This window comes from Sediminibacillus sp. JSM 1682029 (assembly GCF_041366435.1).
Taxonomy (GTDB): domain Bacteria; phylum Bacillota; class Bacilli; order Bacillales; family Amphibacillaceae; genus Sediminibacillus; species Sediminibacillus terrae.
On sequence record NZ_JBEWYY010000009.1, the window covers coordinates 137,941 to 155,106 of the forward strand.

Genomic DNA, 17,166 nt, shown 5'->3' on the forward strand with positions numbered 1-17,166 from the left:
AATTATCATTTGTTAATTTTTATGATTCCATGCGCAAATCGACACATTTCTTAAATAATGTACCACATATTACACTCTTCACCAAGTGTTAGTTTTTAACCACAATCGAATATACTCCCTTATTGAACTATTTTTAACCATCCTTACGAGTATCAAACCTGATTATAAATAGTTTTTTCCTATAACTTCCCTTTTCTTGTTGAGTTTACACTAAATGACAAATTTTTTTCACAATTGCTAGAGCAAATTATTCATTTTTGCAAAATTTATCAAATTTAGTCTTAACATTTCCCTATAAATCTACGATAATAAAGTATGTAATTTTAATTATTATAGATTTTTTAAGGGGGAGTATTTTTACTTTGTTTGAAAAATTTAATATAAAGCTACTCTGGCTTCTGATGTTCTCTTTGGGGATTGGTATATGTTTCTTTGTTGATAATGTAGAGGCTGAGTCTAATAGTTGGAAGGGAGAAATTTATCCCTCATCGAACTTCGGTGGTGTTCCAGTCGAAGTACCTTCCATAGAAGAAATCAACTTTGATTGGGGCAATACTGAGTCTCCTGCTACTGGTATTAAGCCAAACACGGCTTTTTCAGCAAGGTACGAGAAAAGTTTGTACACTGATCAAGGTGGCCATAATTTGATTGTCATAGCCAACGGCGGCATTCGCGTGTATGTGGATGGAAAGTTAGAAATAGACGAGTGGAATGATTCGGGTGTCGATGAACATTACGAGAAACCGTTGTACTTAACAAAAGGACAGCATGATATCCGAATAGAATTCAACGAGACCCGTGGCGAAGCTAATATCAAGTTCTCTCTTGATAATTTATTGAGAGATAACCGTTGGTATGGGGTTGTCTTCCCTTCTAACAACCTTACCGGAAACGGTTCCCTGGTAGGTTATAGTCCACAAATCCATGATCTTAACTTTGATTGGGGAGATGTTAAATCCCCAGCCGATGGTATCCGACCTAACACGACATTTTCCGCTGTATATCAAAGGAATGTCACTGTCGAAGAGGGAGCTCACAATATCATTTCGTTGGCTAACGGTGGAATGAGGGTGTATATCGATGGTGAACTTCAAATTGATAACTGGAATGATGATGGGACAACCCAGCATATAGAAAAGCCAGTCTATCTCTCAAAAGGAAAACATACGATCCGAGTCGAATTCAAGGAAACGGCCGGCAAGGCGAATATACAGTTTGTATTGGATAATCTCTTAAGAGATAACCGTTGGTATGGGGTTGTTTTTCCATCTGATGATTTATCCGGCAAGGGAACTTTGGTTGGCTATGATCCGCAAATTCAAAATTTAGACTTTGACTGGGGCAATGATAAATCACCAGCCCCCGGCATCCGACCAAATACTACTTTTTCTGCTGTGTATCAGCGCAATGTTACAGTGGACGAAGGCGGACATAACGTCATTTCAGTTGCTAACGGAGGGACGCGAGTCTATATTGACGGTGAACTTGAAATTGATAACTGGAATGATGATGGAACTTCTCAGCATAAGGAGCAGCCCGTGTATTTGTCAAAGGGAAAGCATACCATACGGGTAGAATTTAAAGAAACTGCTGGAGAAGCTAACTTGAAATTTGTCTTGGATAATCTTCTTAGAGATAATCGCTGGTACGGGGTTGTATTTCCCACCAATGATCTCTCCGGAAAAGGTACACTAGTTGGCTATGACCCACATATTCCAAACTTGAACTTTGATTGGGGAGATACTAAATCACCAGCACCTGGGATTCCTCCCAATAGGACCTTCTCTGCTGTGTATCAGCGTAATATCGACGTAGAACAGGGTGGGTATAATTTGCTGACACTTGCTAACGGAGGGGTTCGCATTTATGTGGATGGCAAACTGGAAATAGACAAGTGGAATGATACAGGCAATACGCAACATTACGAACAGCCTGTCTATTTATCTCAAGGCAAACACTCTATAAGAGTGGAATTTAAAGAAACTGCAGGAGAAGCCAATCTAGAATTTGTGCTCGATAACCTTCTTAGAGACAATAGGTGGTATGGTGTAGTGTTCCCATCTTCCGATTTAAGCGGGACTGGCACACTCGTTGGATACGATCCTCAAATTCCAAAGCTGGAATTTGATTGGGGAGATACGAAGTCACCCGCTCCAGGTATGCGGCCGAACACTACTTTTTCAGCTGTCTACCAACGCAAACTACAGGTTGATGGTGGAGAACATAACTTAATTGCCTTAGTTAATGGCGGGGTGCGCATCTATGTAGACAATCAGTTAGAGATTGATAAATGGAATGATACTGGTGGTTTGCAAACCCACTCCAAGCTGCTCAACTTGAAGAAAGGTTCCCATACGATTCGAGTAGAGTTTAATGAAACAGCCGGTAAGGCAAACATTGATTTCTCTTTAACGAAGGAAAATCAATCTAATGGAATTGAAAAGTCTTATACAACAACTACCTACAATTATTCATTTAGTTACATGGTAGACATGCAAATGGCTCAAGGATCTCCTAAATCAGATGGAACAGGGCAGACTCCTGCAAGCAGAAGTGAAGTCGAGTATTATGCCAATCCATCGAGTTTTAGTAAAGATTCACCTGAATACTACCAATTCCTTAACCTTTCAGAGAATACTGGAATTGACGTGAATGAAGTCAACAACAAAGTCTTGAACAATGCTGGGACTCTAAAAGGAACGGCACAAGCATTTGTAGACGCAGGCGAGAAGTATAATGTTAATGAAGTTTATCTTATTGCCCATGCATTGCATGAAACCGGTTATGGGACATCCACATTGGCAAAGGGTGTTAAAATAAATGGCAAGACTGTCTATAATATGTATGGCACAGCGGCGTATGATGGTTCCGCTGATTCAAGCGGCGCTCAGTATGCATATGATAAAGGCTGGTTTACTCCTGAAGCAGCGATAATCGGCGGGGCCGAATTTATCGCTAAAAACTACATTGCCAGAGGCCAGAACACTCTTTACAAAATGAAGTGGAATCCGGATAATCCTGCAACACATCAATATGCCACGCATGTTCAGTGGCCGATTGGGCAAACTTCTAAGATGGATAATATTTACAAGCTATTAAACAACTATTCTTTAATTTTTGATGTTCCTTCTTTCAAAAATCAACCTGATGGATCATTGATCTCCTATCCAGACAATATAGTCGGCTATACAACAACTCGTGTTAACTTTAGGTCACAACCTAATTCGTCGAGGGATGACGTAATCATTAGTGTTCTCGATGATAACACGAAAGTGACAGTATTAGGTTATAACGGTGGCAACTGGTATAATGTCAAAGCCGGAAATACAGAAGGATGGGTTCATGCTGATTATCTAGATGTGAAAAATCTTTTGGAAGTAACTGCTACATCTCTTAACGTAAGAACCGATCCATCTACAACTGGCTCACCGGTTGGAGGACTAAGTCAGGGTACTCTGATTGCGGGTGTGACAGACAGCAATGGAAATCTGGTTAGAAGTAACGAATGGTATAAGATACATTACGGAGATACGACTAGATGGGTAAGTGGAGGTACAAACGGAGAGTATATTTCTGAGAGATAAACTCTTTGCCGAGGAACTTTAATGGCCTTGCCATAAAGTTCCTCTTTTTTATGAGCAAATTTCTTTACATTAGAAACTATTACCTCTTGTATATTCTTAACAAACCGTTTACAATTTATATTGTTATGGGTAAAAACCATAGTATAGTTTATGCTATGAATATTATATTATGTAGCATTTGAATCCTTAGGGAGGTTTCAATAAATGAAAAAAGTAATCACTTATGGCACCTTTGACTTGCTTCATAACGGCCATATCAATATACTCCGCCGTGCCAAAGAGCTTGGCGATCACTTGACTGTTGCTATCTCGACCGATGAATTCAACGCGATTAAAAATAAAAAAGCATATCACAGCTACGAAAACCGCAAAATGATTTTGGAAGCCATCCGCTATGTGGACGAAGTCATTCCTGAAGAAGATTGGGAGCAAAAGATAGACGACGTACAAAAGCATGATATCGATATCTTTGTAATGGGTGACGACTGGGAAGGCAAATTCGACTTTTTGAAAGATTATTGCGAAGTCATTTACCTGCCCCGCACAGTCGGCATTTCCACTACAAAAATCAAAAAGGATTTATTTAAAGTAAACAATGGCTAGAGAACTGGTGATATCCAGCTATCTCTTTCTCTTCAGGATGCTTTTCAACTTCTTCAAGTTGTTCCCGCTCAAGGAAAAAACCGTCATGGTCGCTTCCTTTGGGGACAATATCGCCACAGTAGCGGATGAACTGAAACGTTCTGGTCAAGAGCAAATCATTGTATTAAAAGCAGAAGGATGCAAGCGGGACTTTGCGGACGATTCTCAAGTCTTAATCAAGCATTTTCGTCCATCCCACCTGCTGCAATTCTTACAATCTATCTACCATTTAGCCACATCCAAAGTGATTTTCGTTGATAATTACTTTGGATTTTTATCTGTCACCGATTTTAAAGCGGGAGTTTCCTGTGTACAGCTTTGGCATGCTGCGGGCGCCATCAAGCAATTCGGATTGAAAGATCCTTCGATTGAAACACGCAGCAACCGTGCCAAACAGCGGTTTCAGGAAGTGTACCGTCGCTTTCATTATGTGGTGGTCGGTTCAGAAAAAATGGCTGGTATCTTTCGAAAAAGCTTTGGCCTGAACAACGAGCAAATTTTGCGGACCGGTGTTCCAAGAACGGACTTCTTTTTTGATAAATCGCACACTAAGCAAATCGAGCAGGAGATAAAGCAAAGGTTTCCGGTTATCGCAGGGAAACAGGTGATTTTATATGCACCTACCTTCCGTGACAACCAACTTCATTCCGCCGATATCGCTTTGGATATTGAACAGCTTTACAAGAGCTTAGGTGATGAGTACGTCTTGTTTTTGCGTCTGCATCCGGCAATCAGGGCAAATCTGGATAACAAGTACAATGATTTTGTCGTAGATGTTACAGACTATGAAAATATCAATCACTTGTTGTTGGTCAGTCACTATTTAATCACTGATTACTCTTCCATTCCTTTTGAATTCGCGTTATTGGAAAAACCGATGATATTCTTCAGCTATGATTTGGCAGAATACCAGACAGCACGCGGTTTTTGGGAAGACTATAAACAAAACATTCCAGGACCGGTTGTTTCCACGACAACCGAAATTTCTGACATCATAAAAGAAAATCGTTTTGATATGGAGAAAGTGCGTAGCTTTTCTGCTCAATGGAACCAATACTCGCGAGGAAATTCGGCCGCCAACCTGGTCCAGTACCTCTACGGAGAGGAAGAGCAACAACAGCGTGTATCGGAACAATAATCGCCGTGATAGGAGTGTACTCCTATCACGGTTTTCTCATGGAAACTAGTTGTCGTTCCTATGGTACGGACGGATGGTTTTTGTAAATCAACGGAACAGCTGGAAGAATGATTGATCAGGGAGACATTAAGCGGGATAAAAGAGGACTTGCTAAGGGAGTGCAGGAGAGTCTTGCGGGATAGAAGTCCTTTGTGGGGTTACAGCAAGCTGTCCACTGGCCATGAAAAGCGTAATACAATTCCCCCACGCTCTAATATGCAGGAACACAAAAAGAGCTGCTTCACAAGCCTTTAAACGGCTGATGAAGCAGCTCTTTTCTATGTTTATCGTTTCGCCTTGGCGCCTTCCAACAAACGCAGAATCGGGCGATAGTTTTCACTGATAAGGCCTGTCAATTCAACTACAATCTCTACCAGTATCGTCAGTGCCAACAGGGTTATCGTCGATCCCCACACGGTCGATTTGGTGAAGATGATGGCCGCGATGCTGAACAATCCGCTCATCGCATAAATCAGGATAACGGTCTGTTTATGGCCAAAGCCTAGTTTCAACAGACAATGGTGCAAATGCAGCTTATCCGGGGCGGACAGGGGCTTGTTTTGGATGATGCGGCGAACAATCGCAAAGAAAGTATCTAAAATCGGCACGCCCAAAATGATAATCGGGACAATCAACGAGAACAACGTTACGTTCTTAAAGCCAAGCACCGAGAACACACCGATCATGTAGCCTAAAAACAATGCGCCAGTGTCGCCCATGAATATTTTGGCCGGATGAAAGTTGTAAACCAAAAATCCGAGCGTGCTTCCAAGCAGCATCAATCCCATCAAAGCGACGAACGTATCACCGAGCGATATCGCCAAGCCGGAAATCGTGATCAGAGCAATGGCCGAAACACCGGCTGACAGTCCATCCAAACCGTCAATCAAATTGATGGCATTCGTAATGCCGACAATCCAAATCAAGGTGATTGGAATGCTCATGTAGCCGAATTGCAGTGTCTCACCGAAAGGCAAATTTATGAAAGTGATTTGTACGCCATTGAAAACGACGATTCCTGCAGCGATCAGCTGAACGGAAAACTTCACTTTGGCTGACAACTCGAACAAGTCATCAAGAAAACCGATCGTGGTAATCAAAATGGCACCTACCAGAATCGACCAGTCATACTGACTGACTGGGTCAAACAAGTAAAAGCCGATAAGGAAACTGATAAATATCGCCAAACCGCCTAACCGCGGCATTAATTTGCTATGAATTTTACGGTAATTCGGCTGGTCGACCGCACCGATGCGGATGGCCAGTTTTTTAACCAATGGTGTTATCGCCACCGATATAATAAAGCACAATAGCAATGCTATAAATTCCATGGTCGGTCCTCCTGAATATCGAGCCTATCTATCTTTCTAGGTCTTTTCATCTTCTAATAAGACGTAGGTCATTAAAAAAAGGTTTCATAGTTTCGTAATTTTTTTGCTTTAGTTAATATAGCACAATACGAGATAAAAAACACCATTTCCCGCGAAAAATTTACATTTGTTTCTAACTATTAATGAAAATTTTGTCTTAGAATGAATCAACATCTCCCTGAAGCAAAAACCAGTCATCCAGCCTGCTCCCTGTTGTGGCAGTCCCTAAAGGATGAACTACAAGCGTGATCGGGTGGTCCTTTACCTTGAAGCCAAATGATGCGAGTGTATTCGCGGATGCGGTTTCGGGCAAGGCCCAGCTTTGTATAGCATCGCAATCTTCCAATAGGCGCAGTGCACCCTGCAATAACTCTTGCCATGCCTTTTGGTCCTCAACTGCCAGCCAGTCGACAATCGTCCCGACAGTCACGCTGCCGTGTTTGAGTTGCTTTACTTCCTTTTTCACAACCACATAGCCTGCCAACTCTGCTCCCTGACTAAGTGATGCCATGTGATACGTGTTGTCCGGATGCTGGTGGTAACGCCAATTCAAGTACCTATCGCTCCGGCGGATCACAACCGGCCTGATTGCGGACAGGCGGTCGGCCAGATCAGTGAAACGCCCGTCACATGCTGTGACGGTTTCCAGTCGATATGGAACAGAAGACTGTCTCCTTTGTTTGCTGATTGATTTTTTATAAATACTGCCCAGCGGTTTCGCAAGGCTGGCAAGCTTTATCATCCCCGCAGCCAATGTAAAGGGATTTTGTATGTAAACAAAGCGTGACACCGGACCCGCTTCCTTTGCTGGTGTGCGGGTAAGGAGCAATTCTCTCGCTTTCGGCGCAGGGAAACCATATAGCAGCTTGATTCCCGACTTTCTGGCTTCGGTGAACATCGCTTCATTCAACTGCTGATATATTCCTTGCCCCCTGTTGTCTGGATCAACCATCGTATCGACACGCAATCCTGCCAGATGCAGTTCACCTTTAATATATACTTCGCTTACCCATAAGGCAATGTGGCCGGCGATACGGTCGCTTTTTTCAAAAACCAAAATCCATGGATTAACCGGGTTGGGATGGTTAACGTATTTCCATTCCCAACCTGCTAACGAGCGCTCTTTCCCGAACACTTTGGTGTACAGCTGTTGGATTCCCTCTCGATCCCCCGGCTGAAAAAAACGAATGGCCATGCTATCCTCCCCTTTTGAAGTGCTCATGCATGATCGATAAAATCGGTCAGGATTTCCTGCAGGCGTTGCTTTCCCGATTGAAAAGGTTTCGGAACGAAATGGCTGGCCTGGTGGATGACAGCCTCGAGTCGATTGCCGTCATTCCAACTTAAAATGTGGCCTTGGGCAGTGAATGCTTCCACCAGCTGAAGCTGGTGATCATCATTATGTTCGCCGTACTTTTTCAGACGGGGAGCGGCAATCACCTTTTTCCCCTTTCTCAATCCAGTAATGACAGAACCGGTGCCTGCATGGGTGATAACCAGGCTGGCATCATCGTATAAAGCTTCCATTTCTTCATAGCTGACAAACGGTTTCAATGTCATCCGTCCGCTTTTATATGGTGTGTGGCCGTGTTGGACGATGACCTCTTCTTGGATGACATTTTCCTGTTTGAGCCGGTCCACTTCATCAAGCAGGCGGGTGAAAGGAAGTTCGTGCGTGCCTAAAACTACTAGTATCAATAGATTGACCCCCCGTACACTGCCTTCGGATAAATGTCCTTCATCGATTCCCATTGCACGATGAACAAATCGGAAATCGGATAAACCATCCGGCCGGACAAGGTGGGGCTGGTTGATTTGGCAAAGCTCTCGATGAAGATGATTTTGCGCCGGAATAATTTTGCCAGATAACACATCGGCACCGCTGTGTGTGCTCCTGTTGTGATGATGATATCCGGACGGTGCTTGAGAAAGATGAACAAGGATTTGATCGTATTATAGGTGAATTTGTAGATATAGCGGATCGGATAATTCCGTGCCCCGTACATCAGCAGGGAAACCGGGTATTTTTCCATCAACTGTTCGGTGATCTCCGACTTTTCGGTTACAAGATGGTATTGGTAGTTTTTGAACAAGCCTTCCAACTGTAGCAGCTGGGTAAGATGTCCGCCTATAGATGAAATGAGAAGCAATTTTTTCTGTTTCATCCTGTCTCGCTCCTATCGATGGTAGATTGAAATAAGCTGATCCAACAATTTATCCTGATCGTTTTCCTGGGCTTTCTCTTCTCCCTTGATGACAAGCTGATCACGAAGCTTTTCGCTCGTTATCAGTTTCTCCAATCCATCGTACAGTGATTCATGGTCTTTTGGCTGCACCAGTATACCGGCCCCACCTTTGAGCAGATGGGCAAGACCGCCGACATTGCTGCCGACGACAGGGGTATGGCACGACATGGCTTCCAGTGCCACCAACCCGAACCCTTCCATATGGGAAGGAATGATGAAGATGTCGGAAGCCGCCATCCAGTCCGCCACCTCCTGTTGTCCTTTGGGACCATGGATGGTCACATCCGGGATATCCTCCCTGTCGATTTTCTCCTCGATTCTCTCCAGGAATTCTGGCTGCTTGGCTGCTCCAATGAGATGCAGTTCCAATTGATCAAACGTTTGTTTTAACTGCTGGTAGGCACTCAACAGCTCCATCAGCCCTTTCGCTTCAATCAGGTTGCCGACATACAGCAGTTGTATCCTGTCTTTCTCTAGACCCAACATTCGTTTCGCTTGTGGTTTAGGAACCGGCGTGAAAATCTGCCGGTTGACTCCCATATTCAACACAGTCACTTTTCCGGCATCCACTTGATAGCGGTCAAGCATTTCCTGTTTTAGTGTTTCCCCTACTGCGACGATATGGTCCGCATGCTGCAAAATCCGTTTTGTCTGCTGAAAAAAGAACTTCCCCTTTTTCGCCATTTTGTCCAGATCGCCGCCATGGCAGGTAACAATCAACTTGGTTCCGAACCGCTTTTTGAACCAGAGGCCGAACAATCCGCTCGGGAAAATATAGTGGGCATGGATCAATTGATAGCCTTTTCCCTTGCGAAGACTGATCAGGCCGATGCGTATCATCCAGGCCGAGTATTTTTTCAACAGTTGGTGTTTTCGCATACCCGGCTCCGTAATCGCTGCGACATCGATGTCCAACCCTCGTTTTCTTAAAGCTTCGACCTGATTGCGGACAAATATACCAAAGGTCGGACTGTTTTTCCCTGGAAACATGGTACTCAAGACAAGGACATTTTTTAACGGCATCTGCTCCCCTCCTATTCTGCCGCCGCTGCCAGCTTCCTTGCAGACTGGACGTGGCGTGTCTGGTTGATGACATACGCAAGCATCGCAAAGTAAAACAGTGTGAACGAGTCATTTTCCCAGATGTTGTAGACCAGTCCGGCAACATAAGAGCCAAGCAAGACGGCAAGCAGTACCGTGGCTGTCTTCAGCTCGCTTCGTCTGTTCCACAACAGGTAAAGCATATTCAGTAAAAACACGGCAAACACGATGACGCCGAATATCCCGGTCTGCACGATGACTTGGATGTACTGATTGTCTGAATAAAACTCACGATCGATATTGTAATCTTCATAAATCGGTGAACCGGCATTCAATGTAGCCGAATCACCAAACGTGGCAAAACCTGTCCCGATCACCGGATTGTCCTGGAAGATGGTCCAACCCTTTTCGATGATGTACAGACGGCCTGCACGTTTGCTCCCCTCCACGGCATCCTCGTTGAAAGTCTCCCGCATACGGTCGGAGAAACCGCCGTCGCGCTCGTCGTACTGTTTTTGCGTGCTGCGTTGGGTTTGCCCGAAATCGGATGCTTCAATCGTGCTCGCCAGCATATTGGCAGGGACGCCGATGAAGATGATTCCGGCTGCCAGAGTGATCAAAGTCGTCCTCAGGATTCGCCAGTTCCTGGTCAACGCGATATAAATCAACAGGCCGACAGTAAAGGCGAGCCAGGTCCCGCGCGAATAGGTAAGAAACCAGACACCCATGTAAAGAACCAATGCCATGTTGGCCACCCATACCATTTTGCCCCGCAAATAAGTGCGTAAAAAGAGTGTCAAAATGAACGCAAAAGACAAGTAGTAAGCGAGCAGGTTAGGATTGCCGATCAATCCATAGATCCGAATCCGATTGATAGCGGAAAGCGGCATGTTTTCCCATGTCGGAGGAAGGAGCCACCCGCGCAAAGAGAGCTTTTCCACCAGTCCGTGCAGGCATATTACCACGGCCAGAATCACGGTCGCCCAAAGGAACCGGGCGATATCCTGTTTCGTGATGTCCATCCGCTTGACGACATAGTAGACAAGGTAAAACAACAGGAAGGATCGCAGCTGCAACACCAAAGCCGTAATCGAAACGCCGGACACGAGCGCAGAAACGGCGCCGATAAAACAAAAGGCGAAAAAAGCGAGTTCAAACCATTGGAACTTCACAAGTGAACGCCAATCGTGCCGGTATTTCAGGATGGTTTTTACCAACAGGATGAAAATCACGGCATCTCCGACAAGCTTCAGGATCGGGTTGAATTCGACCAGAAAGGGACGGATCGGAAAATAAACAAACAGCAAAATCAAGGCGTTTTTTTCCTGAAAATAGCTGTAGGTGACAAAGGCTGCAATGACGGCCAGTGACACGATGAGGTTGTCGAGCATCATAGCGGCCAGTAGAATAAGCAAGGCGGCCGGTACGAATCCGATTTGTTTGATGCTGATGTTCATGGTACATTCTCCTCTCCTATCGATGGGTGCCGGGATGTGACGGCCAATGTTGCTGGTAAATCCTTTTCTTCAACCGATGATTTTTATATATTGCCCACAACAGCGTCACCGTGCGGTTTGCCTGTTTGAACAGCTTGGGATAATCATAGTTTTCGTTTTTTATCGCCTGCATGATTTCCTGAAATTCCTTGCTGGAAAGCTGCAGGAATCCTTCGGCTGCATCAATAGCATTCTCGGCAAGGTGGGCTTTCATCCTGTTAAGTTCCAGAAAGCCGTCGAACGCGATTGCTTGCGATTGAAATACACCGATCGCCCGGCGTTTTGCCGGCAGTGTCTCCGAAATATCGATCAAACAATTGATGGCTGCCGGTGGAAAGGGGCAATTGATTTCATATAAACGAATGAGCGGATCGATGCTGTCTACTTGTTCGAGAGCACCAGCCAACGCTTCCGCTGTCGCGACATGGTCCGGATGGGCATCGACAAACGTCGTGGAATAAATGATATCCGGCTGGAGACGTTTGATGTGTTCGGCAATCGTGCCGCTCAAATCCGGCCGATTCCCGACATGCCCATCCGGCAAATCACAGTAGACAACCTGATCGATTCCGAGAATCGGCTGAACCTGGCTGATTTCCGCCTTCCGCAGGACAGCCAGTTCTTTTCCCGGAAGCCGGCTGACACTTCGTCCTCCATCTGTGATAAACAAACAGGTAACCTGTGATCCGGTATCGGCATGACGACGTATCGTCCCTCCGAGTCCGATCGTTTCATCGTCCATATGAGGAGCTAATACCAGGATGTGTTGATTCGGCACCACGCTTGCGGTTTTTTGACTGTTTTGATAATGTTTTTTCATTAAAAGCCTGGTAACCGGAACGACTACCGGCTCCGCTGATTTTAACAATGTATCTTTCATCATCGCTGTTACGTCTCCTTTTGCTTCGTTTTACTTCGCAGACTTCCGGCTAGGTAGTGCAAGGAGTGCGTCTTCAGGACCCCTGCGGCCCCTAGGAATATTCCCGCACCGATAGCCGCAACCATTATGATATGCAACAACACGGGCCAACCTGTGACCAACCGGCTGAGCGGGATGATGACAGCTGCCATGATTCCTGTAGCGACAGTGATTTTGATAAACTCTCCAGCCAACATGCCTGACGGAAGCCCCTTGACATGCTTCAGGAAGAGAACAAATCCTGTGGTCGCATAAAGCAAACCGACTACCGAGGATGCGAGCGGGATACCGATAAATCCCAGCATGTTCGTGAATAAATAATTGAATAATAGATTCAACACCACGGAAACGGCGCCGATTTTCATGATTAATTTGCCTTGTTTTATCGAATAAAATCCTTTGTTGACCATCGTATTCAAACTGAAAAAAAGTACCGAACCAAAATAGTAGTAGGCCGCCTGGCTTGTCTCCAGGGTAGCCTGATGCGTAAACGCACCGCGCTCATACAATAGCTCGATGATTTGCGGCATGAGGATCATCATCCCGCTGATCGCCGGAAGGACGAGCAAGTACATCAGGTTAAGTCCCTGCGTCATCGTTTGTTTGAATTGCTTCTGATTGCCTGCAGCCTGTGCTTGAGCAAGTGCCGGAAAAACCAGGGTCGCAATCGTGACTCCGAAAATCGCCTGCGGAAAATGGACCAGGTTTTTGGCATAGTTGATATAGGTCACGGTTCCTTCGGGAAAGTAGCCGGCAAATATATTGTCGACTGCCAGGTTGATTTGGCCCACCATAACGGTCAAGGCCACAGGCAGGAACAACTGATAAAATTGTTTGATTTCCGCCGGATTGATTTTTTCTTTCCATCGGATTGCTTGTTTGGGAACAGCCAAAATCAGCTTGAACAATAAAGAAACAATCGTACCTGCAAAATAGCCGGCCGCCAGTGCGTTAGGTCCGGCAGATTCCGCAAATAGAAAAGCGCTGGTTATCATGGCGGCTATCACGATGATTTGCGAGGCAGCTGATGTGGAAAATCGCTGTCTTGCATCCAGATAAGCCTCCAATACAGCGTTTAATCCAACAAACACCAAGGCACCCATAAGCCAAATGGATACCCCGACCGCAACCCTTGTCGCCTGTCCGCTGAATTCGGCATAAAGAAACGGAATCAAATACGGGGAAAGCAGCATACCGAGAACCGCTGCGACTGTCCCTCCAATAGCTGTTGCTTTGAACACATGGGACAAGTGGCTGTTTTCCCTGCCACTGGCAGCTGCCTCGAGATAGCTTGGGACGAATGTATTCTTCATTCCGTTGGTCATGAACAGGTACAGCATGTTCGGAATGATGAATGCAGCCAAGAATGCATCCGCCTGATAACTGTCTCCGAAGTAATAGGCAATCACCATGTCGCGGACCAGGCCTGAAATTTTCAATAGCAATGTCATCAGCAAAAACAACAATCCGGCCGCTCCCAGTTTCGACTTCATCCTCATTACCCCGCAGTTTGCTTCCTGTTTTGTGTTTGGACAGTCCGCCAGAGGCGGTGCTGCCTGTAATTCACCTCAAATATACCAAACCTAAACAAAAGAAAAAGGAAAATTCATGATTCTTAACGCACTCTTTACGTACTTCATATTAACTTAGTATTCTGTGAATCTTTGTTAATGGAACAGACCTTCCAGCTTGTTTCTGACAGAGGGGGAAATCGCACTGTTTCCGCCCAAATAGTAATAAACCGGTTCGCCGGGCAGTCCTTTCAGCCATTCGGAAAGCACTTCGGGCACTTCCTTCTCGTTCGTCAACAGCAGCGGTGACTTTTGCCGGGCAGCCAAGGCAGTTCCGGACAGGGAATCCGCCATGCCATAGCCCCTTGCAAAAAAAACGTTGGATAGTGCCTGTTTTGGATAATATTTTTCGGCGATTGCCACACTTGTTTCAAATCTAGTTTTGCCTGATACCCGTTCGACTATACTGACCTTTTGCCGCAATGTTTTCTCGACGGCTGCAGAAACAGCGTTTGTACCACCGATGATAGTTGCTTTGCGTATATTGTTATCTTGTATAAATTGAGAAACTTGTTTGTTTAATCGGCTTTTTTCCGTCAGCAGAATCGGAATTTGATTTTCTGCTGCATAAGAAGCAATGGATAGTGCGTCAGAAGACTTTTCGTCACCTGTCGTGAGATAGATTTCATCGGCAGTGTTCGATCGGGCAGTCACTTCGGCAATATTGGCAGCTGTTTCATATCGGGTCGCTCCGGATAACCGGATGATCTCGGCATTTCCATAGCGGGATTTCAATTTGTTTTCTATTTTCAAAGAAACTGCCGCAGTACCTCCAAGTAAATAAATTTTGTAGGGCCTGGATCCTGAAACATAATGGTCCGGATTAAGCCGGTCGATTTCCTTCAAGGTAACCTCTTGCAGCGTACCTGGAGTGGTCAGCAATAACGGGGACGCAAACTTTGCCGCCAACACGCTCCCAGTCAATGCATCGATTGGCAAGTCCCCCCTTCCCAGTATAACGCCTTGGCTATTGTTCCAGTGCCAGCCGAAGTTGGCGATGCTGACGCTCGTTTCATACCGCCGGCTTCCTTCCAAAGCATAGGTAAGGGTGTTTGGCGAACTGCTTAAGTAACTGCTCGCAGCAAAACCGGTTTTTCCGCTGCTTGTCCTTACCGGGTACCAGACAAACTGGGAGGTGTTACTGTTGGAAGATTGAAATGAACCAGTAATGGTCACCCTTTCTCCTCGCTTTAGTGAACCGATCTGCGAACCGGAGGGACTGTCCCTCAACGTCAGCCTGTCAGCCGTAACATAAACTGGTTGATTGACCGAATAGTTTTGCCTGGTCGTCACCTGGCTCGCTTTATAACGGATTGTTTCCCCGCCGAAACGCAGAATCCCATCAATCCTAGGGTTCAATAAATAGGTGGGAAATGGCGGCAAGTCTTCTAAGAGACCATAGTCGTTGATGTGTCGATAGATTTTTTCCTGATAAGCAGATGCCGGATTTGTGAGCGGATCATTCCGCGAGGACAAACCATTATACGCAAGAATGGCAAAATACCAGTTTTCCAGCTTTGATTTATCATGGTCATTTATCTTCGGTATTAATCCTGCATTGGCATAGTTCCATTTCTGCTGTAAAATTTTCAACCCTTCTCGAATGTTGTAACGGATATCGGTAGAAAGCTTGTTGATTTCGCGCTGCTTTTCTTCGGGATCTTCTATGAATCGATAGTCTGATACTTGCATGATTCCGATGCCGATGCAGTCGTAGCCCAGTTTGACATTGGTGCCATCCCAATTCGGGCAGTTTTTTCTATAATGGGATTCCGGCGTATTACCCTTTGGCCAATACTGTTGCCAACCGCTTTCCTGGTAGGCGGTTGCTTTGACGATCTCCGGAGGAATGCCGGCGTTGACCGCTTCTTCAGTGAGGATGCGGGAGATTTCACTGTAGGAGGGGTTACTGTATTTTTCCTCAACGGAAGCCAGGATAGCAAATCGACTTGTGATTTTGGACATAGCGGAAGGCTGCTCATTAGCTTGCTTTTTGACTTTACCTTGTTCTAGTTTAAACACATCGTCGAGAATATCAGTCGGCTCTGTCATGATGTCATTGTTTTCGAATACTGGGTAGCTCACCGTTATCTCCTGACCTTCCATCTCTAAGGCTGCCCGTTGATAGGTAGGAGAAGTGAAAACTTTTTGATACTCTTGACCACCAGAGAGCACTTCAAAATATACCTCTTGGCCAGTACCATCCAATCGATATTCGATAATCAGGTAGTGATCGGTATTCTCCGTTAGTAATTGAATATCGGCGATAGCCGCCAGAGTGGCTTTGTTGCTATACAACACTTTGGCATTTCTCACCACTTTAATCGATGATGTTGTTTGGTTGTTGTTTACTTCAGCGGTCAATCCTCCTTCAAATTCCAGTTGGGTTTCCCCTCCCGGTATTCCGTTTTCCTCGGCAGCAGTCAAATGACTGGCCGCCATAAACAAAAACAGCAAACTCAGGACAAAGCCGCCTGCTTTCTTTATGCTTGTTTTGTCTCCAAAGTATTTCGACAAAATCGAACACCCTCTCCCCTTTTTTTAACTCTATGAATCTTATAAAAAACGGAGATAGAGGCTTTGTCAACGCGGCTTTGATAATTGTAAACCAATCTGGTTCCCTTAACGTTCAGGATGAATCGTGCGCATCTTACCCTCTGTTGGGGGACACGCTTGTGCCGTTTTAGATAGTTAACCAAAATTTCAAGAAAACTAAACAAAGTAATCAAACGTTTACTGTAAAGTTTTGTTGAAGATTTATTAAGGTGTGGGGTCAGGTTGTGGGGTCAGTCCCCGGCGATAGATGGGGACTGACCCCGTAGGTAATATGGCCTATATGCAAGATAAAAAAAGGAGCCGGGTTGGGCTCTTTATTCTTGGGAATGCTTCTTTTTCTTATATGGTTTTGCAGAGCCGGTGAATGGATTGATTTCGTACGTTAGGTCTCGTCCGGCTTCTTTTTCTTCTTGTGAAACGCTTTTTCCAAGTGTTGCATAATACCAAGCCCATGCGCCCAATGACAATAATCCACCGATAGTTGTAACCCAAAACACAGCGTCCCCGTCCATGCTCCACCTCCATATGATTGTTATTTCCAGTTTAGCATGGAATACCTTTTTT

Annotated in this window: 13 protein-coding genes; 3 read left to right on the forward strand and 10 right to left on the reverse strand. The window is 45.2% G+C overall.

Annotation, left to right across the window (positions count from 1 at the left end):
- The first annotated feature begins 362 nt into the window (after positions 1-362).
- The 3 genes from ABVF09_RS15245 to ABVF09_RS15255 all read left to right on the forward strand — a co-directional run bounded on the left by ABVF09_RS15245 (position 363) and on the right by ABVF09_RS15255 (position 5,364).
- Entirely contained in the window at positions 363-3,584 is a 3,222-nt protein-coding gene (locus tag ABVF09_RS15245; protein ID WP_371069578.1) for a PA14 domain-containing protein, read from the forward strand.
- Positions 3,585-3,788: 204 nt separating this feature from the next.
- Positions 3,789-4,187, forward strand: coding sequence for a glycerol-3-phosphate cytidylyltransferase (gene tagD, locus ABVF09_RS15250; protein WP_026570729.1), 399 nt, complete (start codon positions 3,789-3,791; stop codon positions 4,185-4,187).
- Between the two features lie 37 nt (positions 4,188-4,224).
- Entirely contained in the window at positions 4,225-5,364 is a 1,140-nt protein-coding gene (locus tag ABVF09_RS15255; protein ID WP_371069595.1) for a CDP-glycerol glycerophosphotransferase family protein, read from the forward strand.
- 323 nt (positions 5,365-5,687) lie between these two features.
- Here the strand turns inward: ABVF09_RS15255 and ABVF09_RS15260 are convergent, their stop codons facing one another.
- The 10 genes from ABVF09_RS15260 to ABVF09_RS15305 form a co-directional block, all read right to left on the reverse strand.
- On the reverse strand, positions 5,688-6,734 hold the full coding sequence (locus tag ABVF09_RS15260; protein WP_371069579.1) for a glycosyltransferase family 4 protein: 1,047 nt from the start codon (positions 6,732-6,734) through the stop codon (positions 5,688-5,690).
- A gap of 196 nt (positions 6,735-6,930) precedes the next feature.
- Positions 6,931-7,968: a GNAT family N-acetyltransferase gene (locus tag ABVF09_RS15265; RefSeq protein ID WP_371069580.1), complete on the reverse strand. Its 1,038-nt coding sequence runs from the start codon at positions 7,966-7,968 to the stop codon at positions 6,931-6,933.
- A gap of 23 nt (positions 7,969-7,991) precedes the next feature.
- Entirely contained in the window at positions 7,992-8,471 is a 480-nt protein-coding gene (gene pssE / locus ABVF09_RS15270; protein ID WP_371069581.1) for a PssE/Cps14G family polysaccharide biosynthesis glycosyltransferase, read from the reverse strand.
- Entirely contained in the window at positions 8,468-8,938 is a 471-nt protein-coding gene (gene pssD / locus ABVF09_RS15275) for a PssD/Cps14F family polysaccharide biosynthesis glycosyltransferase (protein WP_026570734.1), read from the reverse strand. The genes pssE and pssD overlap by 4 nt, the downstream gene beginning before the upstream one ends.
- Before the next feature lie 12 nt (positions 8,939-8,950).
- The gene (locus ABVF09_RS15280) at positions 8,951-10,042 is read right to left on the reverse strand and encodes a glycosyltransferase (protein ID WP_371069582.1); all 1,092 of its coding nucleotides are present in this window, start codon (positions 10,040-10,042) and stop codon (positions 8,951-8,953) included.
- Between the two features lie 11 nt (positions 10,043-10,053).
- Complete coding sequence (locus ABVF09_RS15285) at positions 10,054-11,517, reverse strand: O-antigen ligase family protein (RefSeq protein WP_051382146.1); 1,464 nt, start codon at positions 11,515-11,517, stop codon at positions 10,054-10,056.
- Positions 11,518-11,533: 16 nt separating this feature from the next.
- The gene (locus ABVF09_RS15290) at positions 11,534-12,439 is read right to left on the reverse strand and encodes a PIG-L deacetylase family protein (RefSeq protein WP_153463455.1); all 906 of its coding nucleotides are present in this window, start codon (positions 12,437-12,439) and stop codon (positions 11,534-11,536) included.
- 5 nt (positions 12,440-12,444) lie between these two features.
- Entirely contained in the window at positions 12,445-13,968 is a 1,524-nt protein-coding gene (gene murJ / locus ABVF09_RS15295) for a murein biosynthesis integral membrane protein MurJ (protein ID WP_371069583.1), read from the reverse strand.
- A gap of 174 nt (positions 13,969-14,142) precedes the next feature.
- Positions 14,143-16,563, reverse strand: a complete 2,421-nt coding sequence (locus tag ABVF09_RS15300) for a cell wall-binding repeat-containing protein (RefSeq protein WP_371069584.1) — start codon at positions 16,561-16,563, stop codon at positions 14,143-14,145.
- Positions 16,564-16,916: 353 nt separating this feature from the next.
- On the reverse strand, positions 16,917-17,114 hold the full coding sequence (locus ABVF09_RS15305) for a hypothetical protein (RefSeq protein ID WP_371069585.1): 198 nt from the start codon (positions 17,112-17,114) through the stop codon (positions 16,917-16,919).
- Positions 17,115-17,166: the final 52 nt, after the last annotated feature.

Excerpts from the sequence above, each read along its gene's own strand:
- tagD (WP_026570729.1), top strand. The coding sequence starts at position 3,789 with ATGAAAAAAGTAATCACTTATGGCACCTTTGACTTGCTTCATAACGGC.
- ABVF09_RS15255 (WP_371069595.1), top strand. The coding sequence starts at position 4,225 with ATGCTTTTCAACTTCTTCAAGTTGTTCCCGCTCAAGGAAAAAACCGTC.
- ABVF09_RS15260 (WP_371069579.1), bottom strand. The coding sequence starts at position 6,734 with ATGGAATTTATAGCATTGCTATTGTGCTTTATTATATCGGTGGCGATA.
- ABVF09_RS15265 (WP_371069580.1), bottom strand. The coding sequence starts at position 7,968 with ATGGCCATTCGTTTTTTTCAGCCGGGGGATCGAGAGGGAATCCAACAG.
- pssD (WP_026570734.1), bottom strand. The coding sequence starts at position 8,938 with ATGAAACAGAAAAAATTGCTTCTCATTTCATCTATAGGCGGACATCTT.
- ABVF09_RS15280 (WP_371069582.1), bottom strand. The coding sequence starts at position 10,042 with ATGCCGTTAAAAAATGTCCTTGTCTTGAGTACCATGTTTCCAGGGAAA.
- ABVF09_RS15285 (WP_051382146.1), bottom strand. The coding sequence starts at position 11,517 with ATGAACATCAGCATCAAACAAATCGGATTCGTACCGGCCGCCTTGCTT.
- ABVF09_RS15290 (WP_153463455.1), bottom strand. The coding sequence starts at position 12,439 with ATGATGAAAGATACATTGTTAAAATCAGCGGAGCCGGTAGTCGTTCCG.
- murJ (WP_371069583.1), bottom strand. The coding sequence starts at position 13,968 with ATGAAGTCGAAACTGGGAGCGGCCGGATTGTTGTTTTTGCTGATGACA.
- ABVF09_RS15305 (WP_371069585.1), bottom strand. The coding sequence starts at position 17,114 with ATGGACGGGGACGCTGTGTTTTGGGTTACAACTATCGGTGGATTATTG.